Origin of the sequence: Gluconobacter sp. NFX36 (assembly GCF_049887835.1) — a bacterium.
GTDB classification, from domain to species: Bacteria; Pseudomonadota; Alphaproteobacteria; order Acetobacterales; family Acetobacteraceae; genus Gluconobacter; species Gluconobacter japonicus_A.
Genome location: NZ_JAGEKJ010000004.1, coordinates 194542 through 208996, shown reverse-complemented (window position 1 = coordinate 208996; position 14455 = coordinate 194542). Strand labels below are relative to the sequence as shown.

Here is a 14455-nt window from a genome sequence, read left to right as displayed (position 1 = left end):
GACATGAGCGCGGGAGATGTTCCGCCAGAAGGTCAGCCGGATTTCTTCCAGCCACGCTCCTGCTGCTGCCAGTACACGAGCGTATGCCCCGCAGTCTTCAGCCCAACCCAGCGCTGACGCGCCCGCTGGACACTCGCTGGGTCACGACCATCAAACAGGTCAAAAATTCTTGTGAAGGGCGCGAAATCATCCTCTCCCGCCCCATCAACACGGAACAGAAATTTCGCACCATTTGGCACGTCATTCCCTTCCGTCAGCCAGATCGGCTGTCGCGCCGCGTGCCCCATCTTTGCCGTTCCATGCGGAAGCCAGACCGGATCACGCGACACCCACAGCGCCGTATCCAGCGCCGTGACAGACGCGGCATCAGGGCAGCGAACAAGCGCCCGCTCTCCCACATCCAGCGTCTTGCCAAGCAGCGCAGGTAACGCCTCTTCAAGAGGCGTCCGCGTCAGATGGTAAAATCCGACATCCACTCTCAGGCCCCCGTTCTCAGGCACGAGCCTCATGGGACTGCACGAACTGGTTCAGAAGACGTACACCAAAACCCGTAGCACCCTTCGGAGCCGTCGGGGATGCCGTCGTCTTCCAGGTTGTGCCCGCGATATCCAGATGCGCCCATGTGGCATCACCCACAAAGCGCTTCAGGAACTCTGCCGCCAGAATGGCACTACCCGGACGGCCACCGATGTTCTTCATGTCGGCAATATCAGAGTCGATCTGACGGTTGTACGCCTCGCCCATCGGCATCCGCCACAGACCTTCGCCAACCTGCTTTCCGGCCTCGAACAAACCAGATGCCAGCGCATCATCATTGCTGAACAGGCCCGCATTTTCCGTGCCAAGACTCACCACGATTGCACCGGTCAGCGTAGCCAGATCCACCATCAGCTTCGGCTTGAAACGATCCTTCGTGTAGGCCAGCACGTCTGCCAAAACCAGACGACCCTCAGCATCAGTGTTCAGAACTTCGATAGTCTGGCCGCTGTAGCTCGTCACAATATCGCCCGGACGCTGCGCCCGGCCGGACACCATGTTCTCGACCAGCCCGACAACACCAATGACATTGACTGGCGCCTTACGGCGGGCCAGCGCGCTCATCAGGCCGATGACGGTGGCCGCACCACCCATATCGGTCTTCATTTCGTCCATGCCAGCGGCTGGCTTGATGGAGATGCCACCGCTATCGAACGTCACGCCCTTGCCGATGAATGCCAGCGGCGCTTCGTCTCCACCGCCGTTATGGCGAACAATGACCGTGCGAGGCGCATTGGCACTGCCCTGCGCTACACCGAGAAGCGCACCGAACCCGAGTTCCTGCATCGCTGCCTGATCAAGCACTTCAACCTCAAGCCCGATCTCACGCAGCGCCTCGATACGCGCGGTGAACGTCTCCGGATAAAGAATGTTGGCCGGCTCGCTGATCAGATCACGCGTCAGGAACACACCACGGGACACAGCATCCAGAGCCACCCAGCGACTTTCCGTAGCAGCCACATCGGACGCTGCCACCGTCAAGGCTTTCAGAGACGCACGGTCAGAAGACTTCTTCGTCCGATAAAGATCGAAATCATAACGGGCAAGACGCGCGCCCGAAGCGGCTTCTGCGGCAAACCCGGCAACATCCGCCGTCAGAGCCAGAATAGCATTTTCCACACCATCCAGAGCCTTGGCTGCCGCCCCACTAGCGTTTTCAACAGCAACAGACGTCACAGCCGAACCATCCTTGGCCGCACATCCAACAAGTACGACCTGAGACAGGGAGGCAGAAGGAGCTGTCAGAACAAGCGTTTGCCCCGTATCACCCTTGAAGCCCTTGAACGAAACAGCACGCCCCAGTGCGCCAGCTGTCGCCTCATCAATCGCCTTGAACGTCGCGTCATCAGACGTTCCTTTACCATGACAGATCAACGCGACAGCCTGTGGCGCGCTGTCATTCAGCGCAGGGAACGAACCGAAAGAAATATCGAGCATAAAACACCTTTTGCATGGCCGAACCATTTCAGTTCCTTCGTTATCGGGAACAGCGTGCCTCCACACAAGAGGGTCCAGAGCAATGATTAACGGGATGCGTTACGTCGCCGCTTCCATCCTGCTGGTCTGTGCCGTCATGGTTCGCATACCGGCACTGGCCGACAGGGCACAGTCTGCCGCCCCAAAACTGAACCATCTGACGCCTCTTCCGCTGCATGACGGCATGAACAGTTTCAACGGACCAGACGGACCATTTTCCGTGTTCTAGGCATGGCGCGACAATGGAAATGCGTGGGGCTACCACCTGTATCTTGTGACTAACACTGTCGAAGGGAAAACAAGTGTCATTGGCGTTGAGGCCAGACCCGGAAGTTCCGACACGTCGTTACGGGACCATCTGAGTGACGCACCTCATACAGGAGAAGATGCCTTGGCGACCTTTCAATTCGCCAAGGGAAGACTGGATGGGAAGCCATCCGTTCTGCTTTTTGAGGCCATCCGCGATCCCGGAGAGCATCCGGTCCCATCGCCTGCCCCGACAGTCGTCTACGTCTACAGCCTAACACATTCGGACGGCCCACCCGGCTGGACGCCAGCCTACTTTCACTTTGTCAAAAAAAATTCTGTTCCGGGAACATTCTGCAGTTCCGATACAGCTTTGAAGGCCGTCACGGGCCTGCCCCTTTCGGCAGACTCTAGCCCTCCACTGTCCGCAGATGGCTGCCTGCATTAGACGACGCATCAGCACATGACGAAACGTCTTTCATGAAGTAGCCTTGCAGGCATGACCTCAGCTCCTCTTCAAACGGTCTCCCCTGATGATGACCGCGCCCTGCTGTCACTGGCCTTCCGCCTTGCCTCGGAAGCCTCTGACATCATAAACGAGATCCGCGCCCGCGGCTTTCGCACTGAAGTCAAGAAAGACGCTTCCGTCGTCACGGAAGCTGACCGCGCTTCGGAGGAGCACATCCTGCGCGGCCTGCGAGCCGCCTGCCCGTCGCTTGCTGCCATAGGTGAAGAGGAAATGTCCGCTGGGATCGAAGTTGATGCCGGGAAAGCCTACTGGCTGGTCGACCCTCTTGACGGCACACGCGGCTTCTCATCCGGCGGGCGGGACTTCACCGTGAATATCGGTTTCGTGCGGGGCGACAAACCCGTTCTCGGCGTCGTTGCTCTCCCCGGCTATGGACTGATCTACAGCGGCGGACAGGGTCTTGGTGCCCATCGTTTTGACGGGAAAGTCAGTACTCCCATCCATACTGCCGTTCCGACCGAAGACGGCCTGCGCGTTCTGGCGTCCAGCCATCATGGCAACACAGAACTGCTGGAACGATGGCTTGCGGGCCGGAAAGTCGCCTCCATCGACAAGCTGGCCTCATCCGTGAAGTTCATGCGCGTTGCGGAAGGCGCGGCAGATTTCTATCCCCGCTTCGGACCCACCATGGAATGGGATACCGCCGCCCCACAGGCCATTCTGGAAGCCGCTGGCGGAAGCCTTCTGGATGAACACGGTCAGCCCCTTCGTTACGGCAAACCCGGCCGTCTGAACTCATCCTTTTACTGCACGGGAGGCGCTTCGTGAGCGAGACCCTTCATACCGAACGTCTGGCCGCCGACCCTGAAGGCATCCGCCGCGCCGCTGAACTCCTGAAAGCGGGCAAGCTCGTCGCTTTCGGAACCGAGACCGTTTATGGCCTCGGCGCTCTTGCCTCATCGGATACTGCCGTCGCCCGTATTTTTGCGGCAAAGGGGCGGCCCCGTTTCAATCCGCTCATCAGCCACTTGGCCGATGCGGAAAGCGCCTTTGCCCAAGCCGAATTGCAGGGCCGGACAAAAGACGTCGCCCATGCGCTGGCAGAGAAATTCTGGCCGGGTCCGCTCACCATGGTGCTTCCCCGCTCTCCAAACTCCACGGTTTCGGACCTCGCTGCCGCCGGGCTGGATACGCTGGCCTTGCGCGTTCCTCGCGGCAAGACGGCTCTGGCGCTGCTGCGCGAAGTCGGCGCCCCGATTGCAGCCCCATCGGCCAACATCTCAGGCACCGTCAGCCCGTCAGAGGCCTCGCATGTCCTGCGCTCCCTTGATGGCCGGATTGACGCCATTCTTGATTCCGGCCCCTGCTCGGTCGGCGTCGAAAGCACCGTTCTGGATCTCACACGGGAAACGCCTGTTCTGCTCCGTCCAGGCGGCGTCACACTGGAAGAACTGAGAGCCCTGTGTGGTAGCATCCATCATCCTGATGACTTCACAGAAGCGCTCCCTGCCTCTCCCGGACGTCTGGCCTCCCATTATGCTCCGTCCTTACCCGTTCGGCTGGATGCCTATGAGGTCGAGCCGAACGAAGCCCTGCTCGCTTTCGGGCCGGCCTTGCCGGGAGCAGGCCTGACGTGGAACCTGAGTGAGACAGGGGATCTGGAAGAAGCAGCGGCCCGGCTGTTCGCAGGACTGCGCTTTCTCGATGCAGAAGGAACAAAACGCGGGCTAACACGGATCGCCGCCCAGCCCATTCCACGGCACGGACTCGGTCTGGCCATCCGGGACCGGCTACGTCGTGCCGCCGAGCCCCGACCGTCTTCCACCTCTCCCGGCTGACATATGGGCGAGACGTTCGACCCAAAAGACATCAAGGTGCTGTCCGACATTCTGGCACTCGTGCTGGAAGAGTCGTCCGGCTCCGCCCAGAACGCACTGGATGCCCTGCGAACACGCGCGCAACGCAACTCTCTGACAGGCGGTGCCCTCAAAAACCTCTTCATCAGCCTGGCTACGGACCCAATGCGCACAGGGGCAACCGCCCGTGAAGCCCAGCTTCGGCAGACCATTGCGCGCCTTGAAGGCGAACTGAGGACACAGCAGATCAAAGTCCGCACTGTTCAGGCCGACCTGAGCCGCACACAGAGAGATGCCTACAGCCTTCAGGCAGAAGTGGTGACCAACAAGGCACAACAACCGTGGCGTTACATAGCAATTGCTTTTGGCGTAAGCGCAGGGCTATTGCTTGGGATCGCGGCAACCCAGCTTTATCACAGCCTGACAGACCCTCCCCCGATCGATCGTTCGATCTACTTGCGCTAAATACCGCTTTTTCGCCTTTCTCCCGTCACAGGCTAAGGATACACGAAGGGCCATGGCCTCTTCCCCCGGCACTTCAGTGCGACACCTGCTGCCCCTTCTCGATCGTTATGTCCTTCGACAGCTTCTGATCGCTCTGCTCGCCCTGACCGGCGGCGCTGTGGCGCTCATCTGGCTGACGCAGTCACTGCATTTCGTCTCGATGATTGTTCAGCACGGACTGTCCCTGCGCGTCTTCCTTCAGTTGACGTCGTTGATGCTGCCCTCTTTCGTGGCCGTCATCCTGCCGATTACCACCTTTCTTGTGATCCTGTTCACCTATCAGCGCATGTCCGGAGACCGCGAACTGACCGTCATGCGCGCAGCCGGTCTTTCACCACTTGAACTGGCACGACCGGGCATGATCTGTGGCGTGGCATCGGTCGCGCTGTGTTATGTTCTGACGCTCTGGCTAGCCCCCGTATCCTACCATGCCTTCCATCGGTACGAATTCCAGATCCGCAATCAGATGGCTGCCTTCCTCTTGCAGGAAGGCGTATTCACAAAAGTTTCGGGAGACATGACCGTTTATGTGCGCTCCCGCGATGCCAACGGGCTCCTCCATGGTGTTCTGGTGGAAGATGACCGTGACCCGGACGCCCATACCACCATTCTGGCCGAACGAGGCACCATCGTCACCGTGAACGACAAACCGCGTGTCGTGCTCTACAATGGTTCCCGCGAAGAAATTGACCGCCATACAGGCCGCCTGAATGTCCTGACATTTGGTCGGAACACGATTGACCTCACCTCATCCCGCCAGAACAATCACGAAGAGCGGGATGCAGCGGAAATGTCTCTCCACGAACTGTTTCATCCCAATCCCACCGAAGTTTCGGACCGTGATCGGGGCAAGTTCGCCGTGGAAGGCTGGCACCGTCTGACGGCGCCCCTGACGGTCCTGTCCTTTGCCATGATCGGACTTGTGGCTGTCCTGCGCGGTGCTTTTTCCCGTCATGGCAACATCACCAGACCCCTGACAGCCATTCTGACGGTCGTGGGCCTTCAGGCTCTCACCCTGATGCTTCAGAACCTTGCAGGGCGCAATCTTGCACTCGTTCCGCTCATCTGGGCGGCTGCCATTCTTCCCAGCATCATCTGTGCGGCGCTGCTGTTTGCCGAACAATGGACTGGCACATCCCAGCAGGTGAAGCAGTCTTCATGAAGCGCATGGTCCATACTCAGCGCGGCTGGTTCTCCACGCTGCTTCACACGTTGCGTCCGCAGGAAACCGAGGTCGGTTTCTCCACGACGCTGGCAATCTATATTGCCCGTCATTTTACACTGAACACGCTCGCCATGGTGCTGGCCCTGACCGGGCTCGTCTCCCTGTTCGACTTCATCGACCTGCTTCGCCGTGCAGCAACGCGCCCCGACGTCCCAACCAGCCTCATTCTGGAAATCGCAGGGCTGCACATCCCGTACTACATCATCTACGTGCTGCCCTTTGGCATCCTGCTGGGCGGAATTGTCTGTTTTTCGCGCCTGACGCGGTCTTCGGAACTGATCGTGGCCCGTGCCGCCGGCATCTCCGCATGGCAGTTCCTCGCCAGTCCGCTGGCCTGCGCGCTGATGATCGGACTTTTCACAACCACGGGAATTTCCGCCCTGTCGTCCACCATGTACCGGCAGGCAGAATTCCTGGATCAGTCTTACCTGCGAACGGGCGGCGGTCCCCTCACGATGCAGGGCGGCGAATTATGGCTTCGGCAGGCCGATGAAGGGCTCGTTCCACACGGCGTTGCCATTCTCCATGCCCAGAATGTGCGTCTGAACAAAAGCACTCTGGAAGTTTCAGGCGTTACAATTTTCCGCCTGGATGACCGTGACCGTCTGATTGTGCGCGTTGAATCACCGCTGGGTATTCTGGCCAATCAGGAGTGGCACCTCAATGATTCGGCCGTTCTGAAGCCCGATCATCTTCCTCAGAAAATTGGTGCCCTGACGCTCCCGTCGGATCTGACGGTCAGCCGCATTCAAGAGAGTTTTGCCTCTCCTGATACGCTCTCTGTCTTTACTTTGCCGGGATTCATCCACCTGCTGGAACACTCCGGTTTCCCGTCGATCCGTCACAGGTTACATTTCCAATCGCTTCTGGCTCTTCCCATCCTTGCTGGTACAATGGCATTGGTATCCGCAGGGTTTTCGATGCGCCCCACACGGCGCGGCGGGGTAGCCCGGATGCTGGGATCGGGAATTGCTGCAGGTTTTGCACTTTTTACCATCTCGAAAGTGGCTGAACAGTTTGGTGAATCCGGTGCATTGCCGCCGGTTCTTGCAGCATGGGCACCTACGGGCGCAGGGCTTTGTCTTGCGGTCGCGCTTCTGCTGCACATGGAGGATGGTTGATGTCGGTGCCCCGGTGGCTCCCTAAACGCGCTCGCAGGTACGTTTCCCTTGCAAGCGCCGCCCTGACGGGAACAGCGCTCGTGGCGCCGCAGGACATGTTTGCCAATACGATGCAGCGCGACAACACGCATATCATCGTTATTGGGAAACCTACGTCTGAACGCGATCCCCTGACCTACCTTGCCGATAGCGAAAGCTATGCCAAAAATGGCCTTGTCACGTGGGAAGGCAACGTCCGGATCTGGCAGGGCGATCATGCGCTTCGTGCCGACAAGATTACCTATGATCGCAATACAGGCGTTCTGGCAGCAACCGGTCATGTTGCCATCATGGAGCCGGATGGCAGCACCACCTATGCCACCTATATGGAATTCAGCCATGGCATGCATGATGGAATTGGCACATCCATCTACATGAGAATGCAGGACAATGCGAAGCTGGCCGGGAACGGAATGCGTCGCACGAACGGCCTCATCAACGATCTGTCACACGCCGTCTATACGGCCTGTGAAATCTGCGCCAAACGCCCGGACGCACCACCTTTCTGGCAATTCCAGGCCTATGGCGCGACACAGGACACTCAGCACAAGCGGATAGAATTTGATCATGCCTGGCTGAAAATGCTGGGGCTGCCCGTCTTCTACTTCCCGTTCTTCTCCATGAGTGACCCGTCCGTAAAGCGCCAGAGCGGCTTTCTGATGGCTGGCATCAGCCCGCATGACAGATATCTCGGCACCTATTTTACGCTCCCCTATTTCTGGGCGATCGACGAGCATCAGGATCTGACAGTCCGTGGGCTCGTCTCCTCAAAAACCGGGCCGGAAGTTACAGCCGAATATCGAAACCGCTTCAACTTCGGCACGCTGGATATTACAGCCGGTGGCGCCTACGACACCAACCGGGAAAGCCGTTACACCAATACCTTTGGCAACAACGTCAACTCCTCAGGCGAATACGGCCTTCAAGGATATATTTTTGGCCGGGGGGAGGCCTCCCTCAGCAAGAACTGGCTGGTAGGTGCGAACATCAACCTCGCAACATCCGCCAACTACATGCGTGATTATCGCGTTCCGGGCTACGGCTCAGAAATGCTGAACTCGAATGTCTTCCTTGAAGGATATGGCATCGGTTCATACGCTCGCGTTGATTCGCAGGCTTATCAGGGCCTGAATCAGGGCGTCATTCAGAACTCAGATCTTCCCTGGGTTCTGCCCCGCTTTACGTATGCTTTTCAGGGGCAACCCGATGCTCTCGGCGGCCGGTTCAGCCTGAACACCACAGATTTTGACGTATACCGCGTGAACGGCGTCTCAGATCAACGCGGCCAGCTTCAGATGCAATGGGACCGCCCGTTCCATAACAGTTGGGGTCAACAGTTTCTGGTCACGGCACGCTTGGATTCAAATATCTATCGTTCCACTCGATCCTACCAACAACCCCTGTATTACTCAGCCCAAGGCACAAAATTTACGGGTCAGGTCCTGCCAACCATTGCCGTCAAAATGAACTGGCCCTTCCTGCGCTCCTTCGCGCATGGGCGTGGTTCACAGATCTTCGAACCCATCGTACAGGCGATTGCGGCCCCCAACACAGGCAATTCTTCCAACAGCTACATGCCGAACGAAGACAGCTTGACCTACGAATTTACAGATACGACCCTCTTCTCACTCAACCGCTATAATGGCACGGACCGCCTTGATGGTGGCTTACGTGCCAATGTCGGCGTGCACCAGAACTGGGTGTGGAACGGACATACGATCGATATGCTCGTAGGCGAAAGCTTTCAGGAGCATGTCACCCACAACCGTATCCCCTATTCTGGCCTGGACCATCATCTGTCTGATCCGGTCGGTCGACTGCGAATTTCTCCAAACCAGTATGTCGATGTCACCGCACGAGGGCGCTACAATCCTTGGACCCGTCAGCTTGATTATGGCGAAGGTCTGGTGAGTACAGGCATCCCTGCCCTGCGGTTCACCGCGGGCTATATCTATGCTCCGGTGACCCCATACTATTACTATGCAACGAACTACCGCACGAATGGCGTCAACACGCCTTACACCGTAAAAACGAACGAAATTACGGGCGGCGTATCTACGCACTGGCGTCAGTATCATGCGTCCGGTTTCTTCCGTCGCAGTCTCTCCCGGAAACAGTTCGTCGCAAATGGCGGGGATGTTGGCTATTCCAACGACTGCTTCGGGCTGGATATCATGTATATCAAACAGTACACACGGATCGGCGGCGAGCAGCGGAACACCACAGTGATGTTCAACTTCACGTTCAAAACGATCGGCACCTTCGGAATCAACGGCTGAGCATGTCCAAGACCCAACGCACCGCACCTACGGCCCTGGCTGCCCTGCTGGCTCTCTCTGTCGCAGCGCCCGCCGCTTTGGCCCATCCCGCTCCAGCACATAAAAATGTGCCCCAGAAAGCAGCAGCTCCGGCAAAGCCACCGCCGGAGGATCAGATCCTTGCCGTCATCAACGGCCAGGTTCTGACGCAGCGTGATGTGGATAACCGCGCGAAACTGTTCGTGCTCTCAACCGGCCTGCCCGTCAGCCCGGACGTCATGAACCGCATGCGCGGACAGATTATCCATCAGCTGATTGATGAACGCCTCAAGACGCAGGAAATGCTCAAGAGACACATCAATGTCGAGCCAGAGCAGATTGCCGCAGCCATCAGCAACATCGAACAGCGCAACGGCATGCCCAAAAATGCCCTGCGTGACCGTCTTGCTTCTGATGGCGTATCTCTGACCACCCTGATTGACCAGATCCGTGTCCAGATCGGCTGGATGCAGGTTCTGCGTGAACAGCTTGGCGAAGGCGGCCGCATCACGGCAACGCAGATTGCCCAGCGCGAACAGGCGCTTCAGGCCGAACAGGGTCGGGCACAGTACATGATGAGCGAAATTTTCGTTCCTGTGGCGGACCCTCGCCACGACGAAAACGAACTCACCTTTACCCGCACCATCATTACCCAGCTTCGCAATGGCGCACCCTTCCCCATTGTGGCGGCTCAGTTCTCCCAGGCACAGTCGGCGCTTGATGGCGGCTCTATGGGATGGGTTCAGGAAGACAATCTCGATCCAGAGGTTGTGAACATCGTACGTCAGATGCCAATCGGCGCCATCTCCAACCCGATTCAGGTTGCAGGCGGTTTCGTCATTGCCACGGTTCAGGCCAAACGCGTCGTAGGAAAGCAGATGGGAACACTGGTCGCACTGCGACAGGCGTTCTTCCCATTCGATGCGCCTCTGAACCCGCAGAATCCAACGCCGCAGCAGCAGGCCTCCTTACAGAAGGCAACACAGGCTATCCAGACCATCCATAGCTGTGACGCCTTGGAAGCCCTGAACAAGTCTCTCGGGGAAAAGCGCCCCAGCAATCCAGGAACCCAGGTTCTGGAGCGCCTTGCTCCCCAGATGCGCTCGGTTATCGAGTCGCTGCCCGTCAACAAAGTCAGCCGCCCGCTGGTTTCCATGGATGGAATTGCCTTGCTTATGGTCTGTGACCGTCAGCAGAAAAATCTGGCACAGCAGACACCGGGCGAAATTGCCGATCAGCTCATGAACGAGCGCGTGGAACAGGCGTCCCGCCAGCTTCAGCGCGATCTGCAGCGTCGTTCCATCATCGACATCCGCCCTGCCGCAAAACCGGCGCTGAACTGACGTGAACCTCCCTTCCCTTAAAGACACCATTCAGGCCCATAGTCTGGATGCCAAAAAGTCTCTCGGTCAGCACTTTCTTCTCGATCCGGGCATCTGCGCCCGGATTGTCTCTCTCGGCGGCGATCTGACAGGCCGCAGCGTTGTGGAAATTGGCCCGGGACCCGGTGGTCTGACCCGCGCTCTGCTTGAAAGTCCCGCAGCGCGTGTTGATGCCGTCGAAATTGACGAACGAGCCTGGCCTCTGCTGGACGAACTGGCAGGCTATTATCCCGACCGGTTGCATGTCGTTCGTCAGGATGCCCTGAAGCTGGATGCAGCAAGCCTTGCTCCTGCCCCGCGTCAGATTATCGCCAACCTGCCCTATAACGTCGCGACACCTCTGCTCGTAGGCTGGCTGAAGCAGGCAGCATCCTGGGAACGTCTGTCCCTGATGTTTCAGCTGGAAGTGGCCGAGCGTATCTGCGCGGCCCCAGACACATCGGCCTATGGCCGGCTGGCCGTGCTGTCTCAATGGTGTGCCTCCTGCTCCGTCGCCCTCCGTATCCCCCCGGGAGCCTTCTCGCCGCCGCCAAAAGTCCATTCTGCCGTTGCTGTCCTGATCCCTCATGCAGAACAGCCGGAACCGGCTCTCTTTCGTGCCATGGAACGAGTGACAGCAGCGGCTTTTGGACAGCGCCGCAAAATGCTCCGCTCCTCCCTCAAGTCCATTGGCGGAGAAGCTCTTCTGGCCGAAGCAGGGATCGAACCAACCCGACGCGCCGAAACCCTTTCGGTCGCAGAATTCGCACGTCTTGCAGAACTGCACCTTGCCCGTTCCCGGTCCTGACCACCCACGTTGCCGCTGGGCCATGACAGATCCGCTTCTTCGTCAGTACCATGACGAAGAATGGGGCGTCCCTGTCCGGGATAGCCGCCTTCTGTGGGAAACTCTGGTTCTGGAAAGCTTTCAGGCCGGCCTGTCCTGGCTGATTGTCCTGCGTCGTCGAGAAGGGTTCCGACGTGCTTTTGCCGGTTTTGACCCGGAAAAAATTGCCCTGTTTACAGATGCCGATGTTGATCGGCTGATGCAGGATGAAGGCATTATTCGTGCTCGTGCCAAAATTGTAGCGACCATCGGGAATGCCCGCGCCTATCTCGCCATGCGAGACAATGGCGAAGATTTTGCGGATTTCATCTCGAAACTGGTTCCTGACGCTCCGCTTCATAATCCCAGTGGAACGGTCCTGAGCCAGTCTCCGCTATCCTTGAAAATTTCAAAAGAACTGAAGTCTCGTGGCTTTCGTTTCGTCGGACCCGTCATCGTCTATGCATGGATGCAGGCCGTGGGTCTGGTGCACGACCATGACCCATCCTGCTTTCGCTATACACCGAAAAGAGAGGTTTCTTCAGACCTCTGAAGGCTTGTGCTCCGTCTCGTACATGTAATCCCGTGTGAGCGGTAAAGCGTCCACCGATCGCGTCAACTGTATCTGAAAATTCATGTGCCCCTGCAGGCGAAACGCCAGTTCACTTCCAATCAGATACAATTCGAACATCCGGACGAACCGCTCGTCATAAAGATCAATGATTTTCTGGCGGTTCGCATCAAACCGCTTCCGCCATTCAGCAATCGTTTTGGCATAATGCAGACGAAGGATTTCACAGTCCGTCACCCATAATCCTGACCGCTCAACCGCTGCCAGTGTCTCGCTCAAAGCAGGAGAGTATCCGCCTGGGAAAATATATTTCTGAAGCCATGCATTGGTCGTTCCGGGCCCGTCCGTTCGGCCGATGGAATGAACCAGCGCAATACCATCCAGCTTCAGGCAATCCTTAATTCCCCGGAAATACCTCTCGAACTGGGCTCTGCCCACATGCTCGAACATCCCCACCGAGACAACACGATCAAACTGATGCCGGACGTTTCGATAATCCATGAGTTCGAAGCGAACCTGTCCTTCAAGCCCCTCCTCCCGAACCCGCCGTCGCGCCTCTTCCAGCTGTTCTTTCGAGAGGGTAATGCCCACAACAGTGGCGCCATAATCCTTGGCCAGCGTCAGAGCCAGACCACCCCATCCACACCCGATATCCAGAACCTCAAGCCCTGGTCGATCCAGTTTCAGTTTGGAGGCAATATGCCGCTTCTTCGCAGCCTGTGCCTCTTCAAGGGTCATGTCGTCCTGCGCAAAATAAGCGCAGGAATATTGACGGTCCTTGTCGAGAAACAGGTCGTAAAGGCGACCGTTCAGATCATAATGATGCGCAACATTGCGACGTGATTTTTTAAGGGAGTTTAATCCCTTGAGGGGACGTGCAAAATATCGGAGTCGGTCCTCGATTTCTTCAAAGACATGGCCGCCCTCCATGATGTTGGCCATTAAAACCCTCATCAAGGTCTCAAGCGTACATCCTTCAGGAGAGAGTTCTCCCGCCATATATTCTTCGCCAAACGCCAGGCCTGAATTGATGACCAGAGAGCGCTCGGCCTGCTTCGTTTTCAGATGAAGCCCTGCTTCAAGGCCGGGCTTGGTGCCTCTGTAAATATGAACAGTGCCGTCACTGAACGTGACCCTCAGCACTCCAACCTGAATAAATTTCTTCAGAACGAAATCGAGAATGGGTTTCACACCTGCCTCCCCCCTGTTCACGCGCCTCACGACAAAGCGTGACACATCTGTCAGTTTCCTGACCAGAAGAGCAGACAACAAAAAACCCGGCGCGGGAATACCCGGCCGGGTTCTCTGTTTTGGCTATGCCAGCGAAATCAGCCTTCGACTTCTTCCGCAGCAGCGGCTTCGGCGGCAGCTTCTTCAGCTGCGTTCTCGGCCTGCAGTTCGCCGAGGATGTTCTCATCCTCTTCTTCCACGCCAACGGCTTCGCCGCGGGCCTGGCGCTCAGCTTCTTCAGCAGAACGTGCAACGTTGACTGTCAGCGGAATGGACACTTCCGGGTGCAGCACGATGCGGGCTTCCGTCAGGCCAAGGACCTTGATCGGGTGAGCCAGAATAACCTGCTGACGAGCAACCGTCAGGCCGGCATCCGTAGCAGCAACGGCGATGTCGCGCGTGCTGACGGAACCATACAGGCTGCCGCTATCGCTGGCTTGGCGGATGATGACAACCGAGAGGCTGTCCATACGCTCGGCAAGACGCTCGGCTTCTTCACGCTTCTTGATGTTCAGGGCTTCAAGCTGCGCACGTTCCGTGTCGAAACGCTTGCGGTTTGCAGCCGTGGCACGCATGGCCTTGCCCTGCGGAAGCAGGAAGTTACGTGCGTAACCCGGCTTCACCTGGACAAGATCACCCATCTGGCCGAGATGCTCGACCCGCTGGAGCAGGATCAGTGCGGTCTGGGACATGGTGC

15 protein-coding genes are annotated in these 14455 nt (G+C 57.8%); 11 read left to right on the top strand and 4 right to left on the bottom strand.

From position 1 onward, the window contains the following. Window positions 1–32: 32 nt before the first annotated feature. Together J4P41_RS05885 and J4P41_RS05880 are read right to left on the bottom strand one after the other, a co-directional pair. Window positions 33–509 carry a DNA polymerase III subunit chi gene (locus J4P41_RS05885; RefSeq protein ID WP_426066403.1) on the bottom strand — a complete coding sequence of 159 codons (477 nt, stop codon included), beginning with the start codon at window positions 507–509 and terminating at the stop codon, window positions 33–35. Further along, window positions 493–1974 carry a leucyl aminopeptidase gene (locus J4P41_RS05880; RefSeq protein WP_426066402.1) on the bottom strand — a complete coding sequence of 494 codons (1482 nt, stop codon included), beginning with the start codon at window positions 1972–1974 and terminating at the stop codon, window positions 493–495. Before J4P41_RS05880 ends, J4P41_RS05885 begins: the two co-directional genes overlap by 17 nt. Before the next feature lie 82 nt (window positions 1975–2056). On the opposite strand from J4P41_RS05880, the gene J4P41_RS05875 reads away from it, so the two are divergent. From J4P41_RS05875 to J4P41_RS05825, 11 genes are all read left to right on the top strand, one after another. Beyond that, window positions 2057–2242, top strand: a complete 186-nt coding sequence (locus J4P41_RS05875) for a hypothetical protein (RefSeq protein ID WP_426066401.1) — start codon at window positions 2057–2059, stop codon at window positions 2240–2242. Window positions 2243–2404: 162 nt separating this feature from the next. Further along, the gene (locus J4P41_RS05870; protein WP_426066400.1) at window positions 2405–2707 is read left to right on the top strand and encodes a hypothetical protein; all 303 of its coding nucleotides are present in this window, start codon (window positions 2405–2407) and stop codon (window positions 2705–2707) included. Window positions 2708–2758: 51 nt separating this feature from the next. Further along, the gene (locus J4P41_RS05865; protein WP_426066399.1) at window positions 2759–3556 is read left to right on the top strand and encodes a 3'(2'),5'-bisphosphate nucleotidase CysQ family protein; all 798 of its coding nucleotides are present in this window, start codon (window positions 2759–2761) and stop codon (window positions 3554–3556) included. Beyond that, window positions 3553–4566, top strand: a complete 1014-nt coding sequence (locus J4P41_RS05860) for an L-threonylcarbamoyladenylate synthase (protein ID WP_426066398.1) — start codon at window positions 3553–3555, stop codon at window positions 4564–4566. Before J4P41_RS05865 ends, J4P41_RS05860 begins: the two co-directional genes overlap by 4 nt. A gap of 3 nt (window positions 4567–4569) precedes the next feature. Further along, window positions 4570–5049, top strand: coding sequence for a hypothetical protein (locus J4P41_RS05855; protein ID WP_211568521.1), 480 nt, complete (start codon window positions 4570–4572; stop codon window positions 5047–5049). Window positions 5050–5101: 52 nt separating this feature from the next. After that, window positions 5102–6250, top strand: coding sequence for an LPS export ABC transporter permease LptF (gene lptF, locus J4P41_RS05850; protein WP_211568520.1), 1149 nt, complete (start codon window positions 5102–5104; stop codon window positions 6248–6250). Next, window positions 6211–7434, top strand: a complete 1224-nt coding sequence (lptG, locus tag J4P41_RS05845; protein WP_426066397.1) for an LPS export ABC transporter permease LptG — start codon at window positions 6211–6213, stop codon at window positions 7432–7434. Before lptF ends, lptG begins: the two co-directional genes overlap by 40 nt. Then, window positions 7434–9752, top strand: coding sequence for an LPS-assembly protein LptD (locus J4P41_RS05840; protein WP_426066396.1), 2319 nt, complete (start codon window positions 7434–7436; stop codon window positions 9750–9752). Before lptG ends, J4P41_RS05840 begins: the two co-directional genes overlap by 1 nt. Before the next feature lie 2 nt (window positions 9753–9754). Then, window positions 9755–11113 carry a peptidylprolyl isomerase gene (locus J4P41_RS05835; RefSeq protein WP_426066395.1) on the top strand — a complete coding sequence of 453 codons (1359 nt, stop codon included), beginning with the start codon at window positions 9755–9757 and terminating at the stop codon, window positions 11111–11113. A gap of 1 nt (window position 11114) precedes the next feature. Beyond that, a complete protein-coding gene (rsmA, locus tag J4P41_RS05830; protein WP_426066394.1) occupies window positions 11115–11939 on the top strand; it encodes a 16S rRNA (adenine(1518)-N(6)/adenine(1519)-N(6))-dimethyltransferase RsmA in 825 nt (274 codons plus the stop codon). A gap of 22 nt (window positions 11940–11961) precedes the next feature. Then, complete coding sequence (locus J4P41_RS05825; protein WP_156470792.1) at window positions 11962–12510, top strand: DNA-3-methyladenine glycosylase I; 549 nt, start codon at window positions 11962–11964, stop codon at window positions 12508–12510. Here J4P41_RS05825 and J4P41_RS05820 read toward each other — a convergent pair. Further along, window positions 12499–13719, bottom strand: a complete 1221-nt coding sequence (locus tag J4P41_RS05820) for a class I SAM-dependent methyltransferase (protein ID WP_426066393.1) — start codon at window positions 13717–13719, stop codon at window positions 12499–12501. The genes J4P41_RS05825 and J4P41_RS05820 overlap by 12 nt on opposite strands. 137 nt (window positions 13720–13856) lie before the next feature. Further along, window positions 13857–14450 carry a 50S ribosomal protein L9 gene (rplI, locus tag J4P41_RS05815; RefSeq protein ID WP_010502011.1) on the bottom strand — a complete coding sequence of 198 codons (594 nt, stop codon included), beginning with the start codon at window positions 14448–14450 and terminating at the stop codon, window positions 13857–13859. Between the last annotated feature and the right edge of the window lie 5 nt (window positions 14451–14455).